The sequence below is a fragment of the Leptolyngbya sp. KIOST-1 genome (assembly GCF_000763385.1).
Lineage (GTDB): Bacteria > Cyanobacteriota > Cyanobacteriia > Phormidesmidales > Phormidesmidaceae > Nodosilinea.
The window spans coordinates 391718-406290 of the sequence record NZ_JQFA01000002.1; the positions used below are offsets into that span (position 1 = coordinate 391718).

Below are 14573 nucleotides of genomic sequence, written 5' to 3' on the forward strand. Positions count from 1 at the left end.
CACAGAGACGGGGGGCAGGTTCGAGTCATCTCCCCCGATTGCCCTGACCCCACCGCCCTGCATCTTACCGGATAGGACCATGCTTAACTTCCAACCCCCCGGCTTTATTCAGCAGGCGCTAGCCACCGACCTTGGGGTAATGGCCTACTACACCCCCGGGGGCTGGCCCTGGCAGCGGGAGCATGATGCCCCCCGCCCGACCCTGGTGTTTCTCCACAGTCTGGGGGGCGGTTCCTCCGCCTTCGAGTGGTCCAGGGTCTACGCCGCCTTTGGCGCTACCCACCGGGTGATCGCCCCCGACCTGATCGGCTGGGGCCAGTCCACCCACCCCGCCCGCGCCTACGCCGTGGAGGACTATTTTGGCATGATCACCCATCTGCTGGAGGCGGTGGCCGAACCGCCAGCCCTGGTGGTCGCCACCTCCCTCACCGCAGGGGTGGTGATTCGCCTGGCGGGTCTACGGCCCGATCTGTTCAGGGGTCTGTTTCTGGTGTCGCCCTCCGGCAACAGCGACTTTGGCCGCGACTACAGGGCCAGCCTGCCCGCTTTGCTGGCCAGCACCCCTGGGGTAGACAAGCTGCTGTACCAGGTGGGGGCAGCGAACGAACTGGCGGTGCGATCGTTTCTTTCGACGTTTTTGTTTGCCGACGCCCGCCGCCTCACCCCAGACATCGTGCAGGCCTACCTGAGCTGCACCCAGCAGCCCAACGCCGAATATGCCGCCCTGGCATCCCTGAATGGGGACATCAGCTTTGACCTGGCGCACTATATCGGCCAGCTCCAGACGCCGACCACGGTGGTACTGGGGGCCGGGTCACGGTTTTCGGCCCCAGCCCTGGTGAAGCGGTTGGCCAGTCTCAATCCCAACGCCGTGCAGCGGGTGATTGAAATCCCTGACTCAGGCGTGCTGCCCCACCTGGAGCACCCCGCCGTGGTGGTGGGTTTGCTGCGCCAGTTTCTCGCCGCCCACCGCCAAGAGCCCTGATTCCCAGCACCCTGGGTACTCGCCGGGCTCAGTTTCGCGCCAGCCACTTCTGGCCGTTGAGCCGCCGTAGGGTAAAGAGCACCAGCAGGTCCAGGGTAATTTTGCGCTCGTCACCCATGAACTGCTCAATGGTGCTGGGCTGGGAGCCTTTGTCGGCGAAGTAGAACAGCTTGGGGCTCGAAATGTCGTCTTTAGTAAAGGCAATGTTAAACTGGCGGTCGCCCCGCTGCCATTTGCCCTTCACATGCCAGTAGTTCTCCCCATCGCTGACGCCAAAAACGCCCAGGGGCTGCTGGTCAAGGGTGAGCTGAATATCCTCAAGGCCCTTTTCCTTCAGCGCCGTCTCCAGGGAGGGAATAAAGTGCTGCTCAATGAATTCGGTGAAGGGCTTATCTTCTAGCGCGGGTGGCTTTTCTTTTTTAGCCGCTTTGGGCGCTGCCGCCCCAGCCTCTGTCTTGGACGCCTTGGGGGGGGCCTTGGCCGCCGCTTTAGGGGTAGACTCTGCTGCCTCTGACGTTTCTGCGGCGGCCGCGCCCTCTGGCGGCTTGGCGTCTGCCGTAGGGGTTGTCTCGTCAGCCATCTTTTCGTCAGCCATAAACCGAAAACCTAAAACAGCAACAGGGGCGAACTCGGCGGGCTGAGCCCCAGGCCCAGTTCTTCCCTATATTACCATCCAGCCTTCGGCCAGTGGTCTGCTCCCTCGCGCTGTGGTACACCGAAAGGGCCGATGCAGAACCAACCGTGCCGCCCATGCAGAGCCCGTCGCCCAGGGGGCTGACCAGCTACCACATCAAGCTTCTGGCGGCGTTGACCATGCTGATAGACCATGTTGGCCTGGTCTTTTTCCCAGAGATGACGGGCTTTCGCATCATTGGGCGGATCAGCTTTCCCCTATTTGTCTGGCTGCTGGTGCAGGGCGAGGCCCATACCCGAGATGTGGGCCGCTACGGCCTGCGGCTGGCGGCCCTGGGCATCGTATCGCAGCCAATCTACCAGCTGACCTTCAACACCACCGGGCTCAATATTTTGTTTGAGCTGCTTCTGGGCCTGGGCTGTCTGCGGTTGGCCCGCCGGGTCCCGCAGCTGCAGCTGCCGATCTGGCTGTGCGGGGCAGCGCTATCCGAGCTGTTGAACATGGGCTACGGCAGCTACGGCATTGGCCTGGTGTTTCTGACCCGCTACTTTCGCCCCAAGCTGCTGTGGATGGTGGCGTGGATCGGGTTTCACCTGGCCTGGGCCTGGTTTGTCGGGCCGTTTCAGCTCCCCGCGATCGCGGTGCCGCTGCTGTTCTGGCTGGCCAACGGCGAGCGGGGAGCGAAAGCCCGCTGGTTCTACGCCTTTTACCCCGGCCACCTGGCCCTGCTGTGGCTGATCCAGCGGGCCGGGGCATAGGCGAGTGAACCCGCTCACCTACAAAAAGTGGTCGATCGCCACGGCGGACACGGCGGCAAAGGCGGTGATGGCGAGGCCGACCAGGGGATTTTGCCCCTGGGCGACGGCGAAGGAGGTGATGATGCCAGCGCCCAGGGCCGCGATCGCCACGGAGCCAATCCAGTCTTTTTGAAGGTTATGCATGGGGTCTTAAAGGAGTTTGCTAGGGAACTGGTCAGGTCAGAGACGGCGGCTGACAGCGCTGCATAGCTCTCTGCCCCGGCTCATTCCATCCGTTTTTCGACCCCTACGCTATCACTCCACCCTGGCACATCTGAGAACCAGCGGCAGAAGCGCAACCAAGCTTAAGGCTTAGTTAGGTTTGTTAACATTTTCCTAATTACTCGGTGCGACGGGTGTTCCCCGCCTTCACCCAGCCCTCCTGGCCGTTCGACACCACTCGCACCTTGACCCACGCCTGGTCGTCGGGCTCCTCCAGCACCACCACCGCTTCGTTGACATCCACCCCGCCCACCTGGGGATAGTTAACCCCAGGGCCTTCCCGCATCACCAGGCCAATGGGCTGTACCACCACGGCATTGTAGGCCCCGTCCTCTAGCTCGGGTTCGGGGGCAGCCGGGGCCTCGGCCACCGGCTCGGGGGCCGCTGGGATGGCCTCGGGGGCCGCCTCGGGCTCAACCTGCGCCGCCGTGGGCATCTCGTCGCCGTAGAGGGGCTTGGGCGGCAGCACCGAGAGGCGACCCATGAAGTAGCGGGCGGTGGCCACCCCAGCCATCGACAGCAAAATTAGGGCAACCGCAATGCCCAAAATTAACTTGGAAAGGCCAATGAAAAATCCTTTCATAGGTGGGCAGGCCAAAACGTGTTTACAGCTAGCTAATGGTACAGCACCCCTCGCTAATCGGCATCGGGTAGGGTGGGGCGAAACCGCTGCTCTAGCCCAACCGTGCGAGAGGCCATCCGCGCTTTACCCGCTGCGGCCCAGGCCTGGAGGGCCTCGACCTGTTCCTGGGCGGTGCGGGCCAGGGGCACCATTTCGCTGGCGGCGGCCAGAATGTCGTCGGTGGTAAAGTCGCGGTTCTGGCTGAAGCCCAGGTGCATGGCCTCGACAATGGCCTGCTCGATCTCCGCCCCCGAAAAGTCGGGGGTTTCGTAGGCCAGCCGGGGAATGTCAAAATTCTTCAGGCTGTGGGGCCGCAGGCGGGAGAGGTGCACCTCAAAAATGGCCTGGCGATCGCTCTGGGTCGGCAAGCCAACAAAGAAAATTTCGTCGAAGCGGCCCCGGCGCAGCATCTCGGGAGGCAGCGCCTGAATGTTGTTGGCGGTGGCTACCACAAACACGGGCGAGGTTTTCTCGGCCATCCAGGTGATGAAGGTGCCAAACACGCGGCTGGCGGTACCCGCATCGCTGCGACCGTCCATACCTGCGAAGGCTTTATCGATTTCGTCAATCCACAGCACGCAGGGGGCCAGGGCCTCGGCCAGCTGAATCATCTGGCGGGTGCGGGCCTCAGACTCGCCCACCAGGCCGCCAAACAGACGACCGACGTCGAGGCGCAGCAGGGGCAGGTGCCAGTGGTGGGCGATCGCCTTGGCGGTGAGCGACTTGCCCGTGCCCTGAATGCCCAGCAGCAGCAGCCCGCGCGGGTGGGGCAGGCCGTACTGACGGGCCTTCTCTGAGAATGCGGCCCCCCGCGATCGCAGCCAGTCTTTGAGGTTGTCCAGGCCGCCAATGTCAGAGATTTGCTCCCTGGCGGGGTAGTAGTCGAGAATCTGGGTCTGGCGAATGCTCTGGCGCTTTTCGTCGAGGATCAGGTCGAGGTCGTTGGGGTCAAAGGCTCCGTGGTAGGCGATCGCCCGGGCCAGCACCCGCCGAATTCGCTCCAGGGACAGCCCCTGACAGGTGCGCACCACCTCCTCCAGCATCCCCCCCGACAGGTCGGTGGTGGTAGCGCTCAAGAGCTGCTGCACCTCCTGGCGAATGGCCGCGACATCGGGCAGGGTAAACTCCAGCACCGTAATCGTTTCGCTCAGCTCGTCGGGAACGGTGAGCTGGGCCGACAAAATCACCAGGGTTTTGGGCTGGGCCTTGAGGCGGCGGGCCAGGTTGCGCAGTTTGCGAGAGACGGCAATGTCGTCTAAAAACCGATGAAAGTCGCGCAGTACAAAGACAGCCGGAGCAGTGGCAGGCAGCTTTTCAACTAGCTCCAGGGCCTGCAGAGGGTTGCGCTTGCCAAAGCCCGCGTCGTTGAGGTTGCCCTGGTAGCCATCGACAAAGTCCCAGGTGTAGAGGGCACGGTTGCCCTGGGCCGCGGCGCAAGCGGCAATGTCGGCCTCGGCCCGCTCCTCTTCGGCGGTGGCGATGTAGACGATCGGGTAGCGGGCGCGGATGAGCAGACCCAGTTCATCGATAAAGCTCATGGGGCCAGGTTGAGAATCGGGCGGGCAGGCTAAGTTTACTCTCCCAGCCTATAGGATTTTGGCCAGCCGCGGCCCCCGGCTAGGGGCCTTAAGCAACAAACCCTGATCCAAACTCTGAGGCGCGAGTTCCCCAGCAGGGAGGCCAGACGCCCTAGCCTGTCATTTGCCCTAGCCTGTCATTTGTTCGTCACCCTCTCCCCGCCAGGGGGCTAGTGGGGGCGCCAAGGTCTACCTCGTGGGGGGACCTCTCTACGGCGGTGCTCGCCTTCAAGTCGAGCGGAGAGGCTGTTCGCCAAAAAGCTTCTGGCTAAGCTCCCACGAAATTTTAACGAAGCCTAAATTTCGTATTCCCATATACATAAAGCCAGGATAAATCAGTTTATGTTGCCTCTGCATACTGAATACCGCACTTTTTTGATCCGGAATTCAGGGAAGTTATTGGAGCATCTTTTCCGACTTCGGGCTTGCTGCACAAGTTCTGATTTTTGCTTGAAAACCATCTATTTTTAGGGCTTTGCGGCGATCGCATTTTCTTGATTCCTGTGTTCGACAATAGTTTAAGGAATAATTAAGGAGTTCTGTTTTTCACCCTTTATGTGAGATTTTTTACGGAAAATCTAACGCGCTTTTGGTCAAAAATTGTTTTCTTAAAACGCCAGTTGACTGATCAATCCTGGCCGGTTTGCTGGTGAGATGGATGGCTATGCCTAGGGTTTAGCTACTCGAATTTGGTTTCCGCTTGAATTGATTTATTCGTCAGGCAATTTTGTCAGGCAATTTTTCTGTTCAGCAGTTTTATTTTCGATTTAGTCCACTTGAGGAGATTCCGGTTTATGCCCCGTTCTGCCCCCACCTGGTCGTCCTTTGGCCGCCGTCGGTTTATCAAGTTTGCCTCTGGCATTGGGGTCGGCTTTGCCCTGTCGGTCACCACCCTCTCCGCCTGTCAGCCAACGACCACCGTAACCGACGCTCCAGGGGCACCCGCAGAAGCGGCCAGCGGCGGCACCATCCGCATTGGCATGACCGCCTCCGACATCCCATTGACCGGGGGAGCCCCCAACTCCGGGTTTGAAGGGGTGCGCTTCACCGGCATGACCCTCTACGATGCCCTGGTCACCTGGGATTTATCGCTGGACGATCGCCCTGCTCCCCTTGTCCCTCAGTTGGCCACCTCCTGGTCGGTGGACGAGAACGACCCCCGGGTCTGGACGTTTGAACTGCGCCAGGGCGTTAAGTTCCACGACGGGTCTGACTTCAACGCCGATGCGGTGGTGTTCAACTTCGAGAAAATCTTCGACGAAAATGCCCCCCACTACGATGCCCAGCAGTCGGCCCAGGTGGTAGCCCGGATTCCGGCCTACGAGAGCATCCGCAAGGTGGACGACTACACCGTTGAAATCACCACCAAAACCCCCAATTCGCTGCTGATTAACCAACTGCCCTTCATGTTCTTCTCCAGTCCCGCCCACTACGAGGCTCTGGGGGGTGACTGGGCTGCCTTCGCCGCCGACCCCTCGGGCACCGGTCCCTTCATGCTGGAACAACTGGTGCCTCGAGAGCGGGCCGTGCTGGTGCCCAACCCCAACTACTGGGATGAGAGCCGTATGGCCCGGGCCGATCGCATCGAGTTGATTCCCATCCCCGAGGGCACTACCCGCGCCAACGCTTTGCTGGCCGGAGAAGTGGACTGGATCGAAGCGCCTCCGGCCGATACCCTGGCTATGCTGGAAGGCCGCGGCTTCACCATCACTCGCAACGGCTACCCCCACCTCTGGCCCTGGCAGTTCAGCTTTGTAGAAGGCTCCCCCTGGACCGACAAGCGCATTCGCCAGGCCGCTAACCTGGCCATCAACCGTGAGGAAATCCAGGCGCTGCTGGGGGGCAACATGGTGCCAGCCCAGGGCATTTTGCTACCCGACGACCCGGCCTTTGGCAACCCCGCCTTTGAGGTCACCTACGACCCCGATCGGGCCCTGGAGCTGCTGGAGGAAGCGGGCTACGGCCCCGACAACCCAGTCAACGTAAAAATGCTGATCTCCTCCTCGGGCTCGGGGCAGATGCAGCCCCTGCCCATGAACGAGTTGATCCAGCAGCAGTTGGCCGCGGTGGGCATCAACGTCGATTTTGAGGTGATGGTGTGGGAGACCCTGTTTGACAACTGGCGGCAGGGCGCCCAGCACGCCGACTCCCGCGGTGCCCACGGCACCAATATCACCTTTGCCACCCACGACCCCTTCGCCGCCATCCTGCGCTTCATGGCCTCCGAGAGCGTACCGCCCAACTCCCTCAACTGGGGCTACTACAGCAACCCCGAGGTGGACGCCCTGATCCAGGAGCTCCAGCTGGCTTTTGATCCCGATGAGAACCTGCGGGTTTACCAGCAGCTCCACGAGGTTCTGGTGGAGGATGCCCCCTTCCTATTTGTCGCCCACGATGTCGGTCCCAGAGCCATGCGCAGTGAGATCACGGGCTTTACCCAGGCCAAGAGCTGGTTCCAGGATATTACACCGATCTCCATGGGTCAGGTAGCCAGACAGTAGCGCGGAATCGATTCATCTCTGTAGGAAACGCCCATGTTTTTGTACATCTGCCGCCGCATTGTCTACACCGTGCCCATCGCCCTGGCCGTAGCGCTGGTCTGTTTCTCCCTGGTGCACCTGGCCCCAGGCGACCCGCTGTCGGCGGTGCTTCCTCCCGATGCTTCGGCGGAGGTGGTGCAGCGCATCACCCAGGCCTACGGCATGGATCGACCCCTGCCGGTACAGTTCATGTCCTGGCTGGGGCGAGCGGTGCAGGGAGACCTGGGGGTTTCCGTGGCGTCTGGTCGCCCGGTGGTGTCAGAAATCAGCAGTGCCCTGAGTTATACCTTTGTGCTGGCCCTGGCCGCCGCCCTGATCGGGTTTCTGTTTGGCACTCTGTTTGGCACCCTGGCCGCCTTTTTCCAGGGTCGCTGGGCCGACAAGCTGATGACGGGCATTGCTCTGTTTGGAGTATCGGTGCCCCACTACTGGCTGGGCCTGCTGCTGGTGATCATCTTCTCCGTGCAGTTGGAGTGGCTGCCCTCCCTGGGGGGCGGCTCTGGTCCCTGGTTTAACCGGCTGCGCTACCTGGTCTTACCCGCCGTGACGATGAGCTTCATCCCCATGGGCATTGTGGCCCGTACGGTGCGGGCCACAGTGTCCGAGCTGCTGGGGTCGGAGTTTGTCACCTCCCTTCGGGCGCGGGGGCTGCGCAGCGGCAAAATCGCCAAGCACGTGGCCAAAAACGCTGCCCCCACGGTGCTGGCGGTGATGGGGCTCCAGTTTGGCTACCTGCTGGGGGGCTCGATTCTGGTGGAGACAGTGTTCTCCTGGCCGGGGACCGGCTACCTGCTGAACGGGGCCATCTTCCAGCGCGATATCCCCCTGCTCCAGGGCATCATCCTGGTGCTGTCGATGTTCTTTGTCGCCCTGAACCTGCTGGTGGATGTCCTTCAGACGCTGTTTGACCCCCGCATCCGCCGCAGCTAAGGAGCTGGGGTTTTGGATTTTAGACTTTGGATTGGCCGCAGCCTCCGTATGGTAGCGATGCTTGCCACTCCCTACCCCCTACCCCTCACTCCCTACCCCTCACTCCCCACCCCCCACTCCCCACCCCTCACTCCCCACCCCCCATGCAAACCACCCCCACCGCCAACTCCCTAAAAGCCGCCGACGCGGGTACCCTCTCGACCAAGTCGCGGGGCTACTGGGCCACGGTGTGGCTGAGCCTGCGCCGGGATCCGATCTCGGTAGCCTGCGCCTGTGTGCTGCTGGCCCTGGTGCTGATCGCCATCTTTGCTCCGGTGCTGGCCCCCTACGGCCCCTCCGAGGGCAGCCTGGTCGATCGCCTGCTGCCCATCGGCAGCGCTGGCCATGTGCTGGGTACCGATGAGCTGGGCCGCGACATGCTTTCCCGCCTGATGTATGGAGGCCGCATGAGCCTGCTAATGGGCATTTTGCCCGTGGCGATCGCCTTTGCCCTGGGTACTAGCCTGGGCCTGCTGGCGGGGTTCTTTGGCGGCTGGATCAACACCATCATTATGCGGACGACGGATGTGTTCTTTGCGTTTCCGGCGGTGCTGCTGGCGATCGCCATTTCCGGTGCCCTCGGCCCTGGTCTGGCCAACTCCATGCTGGCCCTGACTCTGGTGTTTATTCCTCCCATCGCCCGGGTGGCCGAGAGCGTCACCACCCGGGTACGCACCCTCGACTTTGTGGATGCCGCCCGCGCCTCCGGGGCCAAGGCGCTGACCATTGTGCGGGTGCACGTCTTCAACAACGTCATGGGCACGGTGTTTATCTACGCCACCAGCCTGGTGTCGGTGTGCATGATTCTGGCGGCGGGCCTCAGCTTTCTGGGGTTGGGGGTGAAGCCGCCCACGCCGGAGTGGGGGCTGATGCTCAACACCCTGCGCCAGTCGATCTACGTGCAGCCCTGGGTGTCAGTGCTGCCGGGTCTGATGATTTTCATTACGTCGCTGTGCTTTAACCTGCTGTCGGACGGGCTGCGGGGAGCCATGGATCTGAAGCGATAGACGGAAAGGTAGAAGGCAGAAGGCAGAAGGCAGAAGGCTTATCCGGGACGCATAAGTTGGTTTATCTCATGGTGCAAGTTTACTTACCTGGCCCCCTAAATCCCCCAATGCTGGGGGACTTTGAACCGTCTCCTCCCCCCCAAGGTTGGGGGGCGTGGGGGGCGATAGTAAGGCTGAATCGATACCCGTTTGCCGTTGGTGCCGAGCTTAAATTCCTATTTCACGAGGGTTAGCCACTGTGACCGCGTTTCTCCAGGTTGAAGGACTCCAGAAATACTTCCCCATCGGCAAAAATCTGCTGGGGCGGCCCACCCAGGTGGTCAAAGCAGTGGAGCAGGTCTCCTTTACGGCCGATCGCGGCAAGACCCTGGGCATTGTGGGCGAGTCGGGCTGCGGCAAGTCCACCACGGCGCGGCTGCTGATGGACCTGATTCCCCCCGACCAGGGGCGCATCACCCTCGACGGGCAGGCCTACGGCAAGGGGCCGGGCCGCAAGCCCATCGCCGACCTGCGCAAGCGCATGCAGATGGTGTTTCAGGACTCCTACGCCTCCCTCAACGCCCGCCTCACCATCGAGGAGAGCATCGCCTTTGGGCCGAAGATCCACGGCGTCAGCGACCTCCAGGCCAAGGCCCGCGCCCGCGACCTGCTCGATCGCGTCGGCCTGGCCCCGGACAACTTCATTCGCCGCTACCCCCACGAGCTGTCTGGCGGGCAGCGCCAGCGGGTTAACATCGCCCGCGCCCTGGCCGTCGAGCCCGAGATCGTCATCCTCGACGAAGCGGTCTCAGCCCTCGACAAGTCGGTGCAGGCCCAGGTGCTCAACCTGCTGGAGGACCTCAAGCAGGAGTTTGGCCTCACCTACCTGTTCATTTCCCACGACCTGAACGTGGTGCAGTACGTCAGCGACGACGTGCTGGTCATGTACCTGGGCCAGGTGGTGGAGTCCGGCCCGGTGGACAAACTCTACGCCGAACCGGCCCACCCCTACACCGCCGCCCTACTCTCGGCCCTGCCCGCTCTCCACCCCAAGGACCGCAAGACCCGCGCCCCCCTGGAGGGCGACCCCCCCAACCCGATCGCCCCACCCCCCGGCTGCCGGTTCCACACCCGCTGCCCCTACGCCGAAGCCGTCTGTAGCGAAACCGTGCCGCCCCTCTCAGCCATCGGCGACGGTCGCCACGTCGCCTGCCACATGCGCGTCCCCGGCTCCGGCTACTCCGACGTCCGCCCCGTCGCCACTACCCTCGCCCCCAATCTCTCCTAATCCCCGCCCTGCCCCCCTACACCCCACTCCCCATCTTCCCTCGCTCCCCAACTCCCCCATCTCCCTCATTCCCCACGACTCCCATGGCCAACATCGTCGAAGTCCGCGATCTCTGCGTCACCTTCAAAACCTCCGAGGGGCCGGTCTACGCCGTCTCGGGGGTCAACCTCGACCTGGCCGAGGGCAAAACCCTGGCTCTGATTGGCGAGTCGGGCAGCGGCAAGAGCGTCACCATGAAGTCGCTGATGCGGCTGCACCCGCCCCACAAGACCACCATCACCGGCCAGATCAACTTTGCAGGCCAGGATGTGCTCGGCATGGACGGCAAGGCGCTGTCGGATCTGCGCGGCAAGGACATTGCCATGGTGTTCCAGGAGCCGATGCTGGCCTTTGACCCGGCCTTCACCGTGGGCAACCAGATCGCCGAGGCGGTGAGGCGCCACGAGGGCTGTGGCTACGAGGCGGCCCGCCAGCGCGCCCTGGAGATGATGGAGTGCGTCCAGATTCCCTCCCCCCGCAAGCGCCTGGATGCCTACCCCCACGAGATGAGCGGCGGCATGCGCCAGCGGGCGATGATTGCCCTGGCCCTCTCCTGTCGGCCCAGGGTGCTGCTGGCGGACGAGCCCACCACCGCCCTGGACGCCACCGTGCAGATCCAGGTGCTGCTGCTACTGCGGGAACTCCAGCGGGAGTTTGGCATGAGCATGGTCTTTGTCACCCACGATGTGGGGGTGGCGATCGAGGTGGCGGACGAAACTGCCGTTATGTACGCCGGGCGCATCATTGAGCAGGGGCCGGTGGACATCGTCATGACCAATCCCTGGCACCCCTACACCCAGGGGCTGCTGGGGGCCACGGTCTACCCCGGCATGGACCGCAGCGAGCGCCTGGTGGCGATTCCCGGCGCGCCACCCCAGCTCTACCGCCAGATCACCGAGTGCGCTTTTGCCCCCCGCTGCCCCCACGCCGTGGAGGCATGCCTTCAGCCCCTGCCGCCCCCGGTGGAGGGCGAAAACCGCATGGCCCGCTGCATTCGGCTGCCTGAGGTGGCTGGGATTTTGTCTGCCGCGACGGTGTAATACCCGAGTTCGAGATCAGGAAATTCTGTGCCAAAGTCAGTTCGCCATCCCCTCCTGGGAGGATTAGGGGTGGGTCAAGGCCCAAAAGGGTCTCACCGTATCGAGCAGCCTATAGTCTGTAGAAGATTCAACCCACCCCGCCCTGCGGGCACCCCTCCAGAGGAGGGGAGGGCGTTATTCCGAATTGAGGTTATGAAACTCCAGGTTATAAACCCCAACACCTCGGCGGCCATGACCGCCAAAATTGGCGCAGCGGCCCGCCAGGTGACCGCCCCCACCACCGAGCTGGTGGTCTGCAACCCCACCATGGGGCCGGTGTCCATCGAGGGCCACTACGACGAAGCCCTGAGCGTGCTGGGGGTGCTGGACGAGGTGCGCCGGGGGGAGGCCCTGGGGGTGCAGGGCTACGTGATCGCCTGCTTTGGCGATCCGGGGCTGCGGGCGGCGCGGGAGCTGGCCCAGGGGCCGGTGGTGGGCATTGCCGAGGCCGCCATGCACCTGGCCACCCTGGTGGCTCCCCGGTTTTCCATTGTCACCACCCTCAGCCGCACCCGGGGCATTGCCCAGCACCTGGTGCAGAGCTACGGCATGGAACGCCACTGCGCCAGCATTCGGGCCACGGACATTGCCGTGCTGGAGCTGGAGCACACCAGTGGCGGGGCCTACCAGCAGATTTTGCAGGAGTGCCGGGGGGCGATCGCCCAGGATGGAGCCGAGGCGATCGTGCTGGGCTGCGGCGGCATGGCCGACCTGGCTACGGATCTGGCGGCGGAGTTGGGCGTGCCCGTGATCGAAGGGGTCGCCGCCGGGGTGAAGCTGGTGGAAACGCTGGTGAGCCTGAACCTGGGCACCAGCAAAGTAGGGGAGTTTGCCCGGCCCCTGCCGAAACCCTACGACGGCCTGCTTGCCCAGTTCGCTCCATCCTCACAGCCGCACCTCTCGGAAGTCGAATAGCAGGAGCAGGAGTCAGCATCGGAGTTACTCATAATAGCCATGAGTAGAATATTTTGTATATTTCAATACAGAAAAATAGAATGACAGTGTCTCTAAACACGGAGCTGTATTCTATGAAATCCACTCAAAGCTGGCAAGACTACCCCAAGTTCTACGTATCCAATGGGTCTGACTATTCTCCCCAAGCGATTCGGCTGGCTGCAAGGGCCCTATTTCGCCGGACCGCAAGCCTCCTCAGCGCCGCGTTTCAGCCCCAGTTCAACTCTGACAGTGAAGCTCAACCCTGTCGCCAGACCATCGACCCCCTGACTGGGCTAACTATCCCCGGCATTTTCTACTAATTCTTTGCAGCGCTACACCGGGGGTGTCTTCTTTCGGTCTCCAGCTAGTACTCGACTGCATAAACTTAATGGCCGATCGCACCCTTCCCCCTGGACAAGCCAGGATTCGGCAGAGGTACCATAGACAAAGGGTGGGTATTCCAGGTCATTGACCGTTACACAGATAGCCCTCTTTCGTCAGAAGAATCCTGAACCGCTATGATGGCTGATCAAATTTTGCCCATTCCCCCGTGCTTCGACCCGGCCAGGGTAGGCGAAGTCTGGCCGGTGCCCTACCAGCAGCGGGCCGCCGATGCCAAGGCCTGGGCCGACACCCACCGGATTGCCCCCGCCAGCGAGGACAGCCGCCGCCTCTGTCTGCTGCTGATCGATGTGCAGAACACCTTCTGCCTGCCGGGTTTTGAGCTGTTTGTGGGCGGGCGATCGGGCCAGGGGGCCGTCGATGACAACCGCCGCCTGGGCGAGTTTATCTACCGTAACCTGGGGCAAATCACCACCATTACCGCTACCCTCGACACCCACCAGGCCATGCAGGTGTTTCACCCCTACTTCTGGGTCGATGTCGAGGGCGAAAATCCGCCGCCCATGACCCTAATTCATTACGACGATGTGGTGCAGGGCAAGTGGCGGGTCAACCCAGCCATCGCCGCCAATCTGTCTTCCCCCCGCGACCTGCAGGAGTACGCCCTGCACTACACCAAAACCCTGGCTGAGCGGGGCAAGTATCCCCTCACCATCTGGCCCTACCACTCTATGCTGGGGGGTATTGGCCATGCCCTGGTGCCTGCGATCGAAGAGGCCTGCTTCTTTCACACCATCGCCCGCCAAAGCCAGACCCGCTTTGAGGTCAAAGGCAGCAACCCTCTAACCGAAAACTACTCGGTGCTCAGCCCTGAGATAACCGCAGACAGTCGGGGAGAGGCGATCGCCCAGAAGAATACCCCCCTGATTCAAACCCTGCTCACCTACGATGCCGTGATTGTGGCCGGGCAGGCCAAGAGTCACTGCGTCGCCTGGACGGTGGCCGACCTGCTCAGCGACATTCAGGCTACCGACCCGGCCCTGGCTCAAAAAGTCTACCTGCTCGACGATTGCGCCTCCCCGGTGGTGGTGCCGGGCGTGGTCGATTTCACCGACCAGGCTGAGGAGGCCTACCAGCGCTTTGCGGCGGCGGGCATGCACCGGGTGCAGTCAACAATGGCGATCGCCAACTGGCCAGGGTTCGCTTAAACCCACTTAGCGCCAGCTTTGGCGGCGGGTTTCACTGGGTGAGCGCTATTGAATGCCGGTATAAATCAAAAAATCGACGCCTGTTGTAAGGGCAAACGGCCGCAAAGTCGTTGGCTGAGCTGCGCCTATGCCCCACCCAAATCCATGCTTTAATGCAGCTCAAAAATGAATAAAAAATGAATTTGAAAGAATTTCTTCTCATCAAAATTTTGAGATTCTGCTGATAGTTTGGTGGCAAAGCAGTGATACTATGTTAATCGTTGAGGGGGAGTAGCTTTGGGCGATCGCAGCCCATTCATCTGAGTCAACATACTGGCGATGAGCCTGGCTCAGATGGTAAACAGCACGG

14 protein-coding genes are annotated in these 14573 nt (G+C 62.1%); 10 read left to right on the forward strand and 4 right to left on the reverse strand.

From position 1 onward, the window contains the following. The first annotated feature begins 79 nt into the window (after window positions 1-79). The gene (locus NF78_RS01915; RefSeq protein WP_035984564.1) at window positions 80-985 is read left to right on the forward strand and encodes an alpha/beta fold hydrolase; all 906 of its coding nucleotides are present in this window, start codon (window positions 80-82) and stop codon (window positions 983-985) included. Between the two features lie 28 nt (window positions 986-1013). On the opposite strand, the gene NF78_RS01920 is transcribed toward NF78_RS01915, so the two are convergent. Next, window positions 1014-1580, reverse strand: a complete 567-nt coding sequence (locus tag NF78_RS01920; protein ID WP_081972468.1) for a DUF2996 domain-containing protein — start codon at window positions 1578-1580, stop codon at window positions 1014-1016. 92 nt (window positions 1581-1672) lie between these two features. On the opposite strand from NF78_RS01920, the gene NF78_RS01925 reads away from it, so the two are divergent. Then, window positions 1673-2377 (forward strand): TraX family protein, encoded by a 705-nt coding sequence (locus NF78_RS01925; protein ID WP_225885203.1) that lies wholly within the window; start codon window positions 1673-1675, stop codon window positions 2375-2377. A gap of 18 nt (window positions 2378-2395) precedes the next feature. Here the strand turns inward: NF78_RS01925 and NF78_RS31730 are convergent, their stop codons facing one another. From NF78_RS31730 to NF78_RS01935, 3 genes are all read right to left on the reverse strand, one after another. Beyond that, window positions 2396-2560 carry a hypothetical protein gene (locus tag NF78_RS31730; protein WP_017296515.1) on the reverse strand — a complete coding sequence of 55 codons (165 nt, stop codon included), beginning with the start codon at window positions 2558-2560 and terminating at the stop codon, window positions 2396-2398. Window positions 2561-2756: 196 nt separating this feature from the next. Then, window positions 2757-3221, reverse strand: a complete 465-nt coding sequence (locus NF78_RS01930) for an SH3 domain-containing protein (RefSeq protein WP_035984566.1) — start codon at window positions 3219-3221, stop codon at window positions 2757-2759. Between the two features lie 53 nt (window positions 3222-3274). Beyond that, window positions 3275-4798 (reverse strand): AAA family ATPase, encoded by a 1524-nt coding sequence (locus NF78_RS01935; RefSeq protein WP_035984568.1) that lies wholly within the window; start codon window positions 4796-4798, stop codon window positions 3275-3277. A gap of 833 nt (window positions 4799-5631) precedes the next feature. Here NF78_RS01935 and NF78_RS01940 point away from each other — a divergent pair. The 8 genes from NF78_RS01940 (at window position 5632) to NF78_RS01975 (ending at window position 14224) form a co-directional block, all read left to right on the forward strand. Next, on the forward strand, window positions 5632-7338 hold the full coding sequence (locus NF78_RS01940) for an ABC transporter substrate-binding protein (protein ID WP_081972469.1): 1707 nt from the start codon (window positions 5632-5634) through the stop codon (window positions 7336-7338). Between the two features lie 33 nt (window positions 7339-7371). Continuing rightward, window positions 7372-8307, forward strand: a complete 936-nt coding sequence (locus NF78_RS01945) for an ABC transporter permease (protein WP_035984569.1) — start codon at window positions 7372-7374, stop codon at window positions 8305-8307. A gap of 143 nt (window positions 8308-8450) precedes the next feature. Further along, the gene (locus NF78_RS01950) at window positions 8451-9353 is read left to right on the forward strand and encodes an ABC transporter permease (protein WP_035984570.1); all 903 of its coding nucleotides are present in this window, start codon (window positions 8451-8453) and stop codon (window positions 9351-9353) included. Between the two features lie 238 nt (window positions 9354-9591). Further along, entirely contained in the window at window positions 9592-10620 is a 1029-nt protein-coding gene (locus NF78_RS01955; protein ID WP_225885204.1) for an ABC transporter ATP-binding protein, read from the forward strand. 83 nt (window positions 10621-10703) lie between these two features. After that, window positions 10704-11699: an ABC transporter ATP-binding protein gene (locus NF78_RS01960; protein ID WP_035984574.1), complete on the forward strand. Its 996-nt coding sequence runs from the start codon at window positions 10704-10706 to the stop codon at window positions 11697-11699. 192 nt (window positions 11700-11891) lie between these two features. Then, window positions 11892-12653, forward strand: coding sequence for an aspartate/glutamate racemase family protein (locus tag NF78_RS01965; protein ID WP_035984576.1), 762 nt, complete (start codon window positions 11892-11894; stop codon window positions 12651-12653). Window positions 12654-12766: 113 nt separating this feature from the next. Then, the gene (locus tag NF78_RS01970; RefSeq protein ID WP_035984577.1) at window positions 12767-12994 is read left to right on the forward strand and encodes a hypothetical protein; all 228 of its coding nucleotides are present in this window, start codon (window positions 12767-12769) and stop codon (window positions 12992-12994) included. Between the two features lie 198 nt (window positions 12995-13192). After that, the gene (locus tag NF78_RS01975) at window positions 13193-14224 is read left to right on the forward strand and encodes an isochorismatase (RefSeq protein ID WP_035984578.1); all 1032 of its coding nucleotides are present in this window, start codon (window positions 13193-13195) and stop codon (window positions 14222-14224) included. Window positions 14225-14573: the final 349 nt, after the last annotated feature.

Excerpts from the sequence above, each read along its gene's own strand:
- NF78_RS01945 (WP_035984569.1), top strand. The coding sequence starts at position 7,372 with ATGTTTTTGTACATCTGCCGCCGCATTGTCTACACCGTGCCCATCGCC.
- NF78_RS31730 (WP_017296515.1), bottom strand. The coding sequence starts at position 2,560 with ATGCATAACCTTCAAAAAGACTGGATTGGCTCCGTGGCGATCGCGGCC.
- NF78_RS01965 (WP_035984576.1), top strand. The coding sequence starts at position 11,892 with ATGAAACTCCAGGTTATAAACCCCAACACCTCGGCGGCCATGACCGCC.
- NF78_RS01960 (WP_035984574.1), top strand. The coding sequence starts at position 10,704 with ATGGCCAACATCGTCGAAGTCCGCGATCTCTGCGTCACCTTCAAAACC.
- NF78_RS01950 (WP_035984570.1), top strand. The coding sequence starts at position 8,451 with ATGCAAACCACCCCCACCGCCAACTCCCTAAAAGCCGCCGACGCGGGT.
- NF78_RS01970 (WP_035984577.1), top strand. The coding sequence starts at position 12,767 with ATGAAATCCACTCAAAGCTGGCAAGACTACCCCAAGTTCTACGTATCC.
- NF78_RS01930 (WP_035984566.1), bottom strand. The coding sequence starts at position 3,221 with ATGAAAGGATTTTTCATTGGCCTTTCCAAGTTAATTTTGGGCATTGCG.
- NF78_RS01975 (WP_035984578.1), top strand. The coding sequence starts at position 13,193 with ATGATGGCTGATCAAATTTTGCCCATTCCCCCGTGCTTCGACCCGGCC.
- NF78_RS01915 (WP_035984564.1), top strand. The coding sequence starts at position 80 with ATGCTTAACTTCCAACCCCCCGGCTTTATTCAGCAGGCGCTAGCCACC.
- NF78_RS01920 (WP_081972468.1), bottom strand. The coding sequence starts at position 1,580 with ATGGCTGACGAAAAGATGGCTGACGAGACAACCCCTACGGCAGACGCC.
- NF78_RS01935 (WP_035984568.1), bottom strand. The coding sequence starts at position 4,798 with ATGAGCTTTATCGATGAACTGGGTCTGCTCATCCGCGCCCGCTACCCG.
- NF78_RS01940 (WP_081972469.1), top strand. The coding sequence starts at position 5,632 with ATGCCCCGTTCTGCCCCCACCTGGTCGTCCTTTGGCCGCCGTCGGTTT.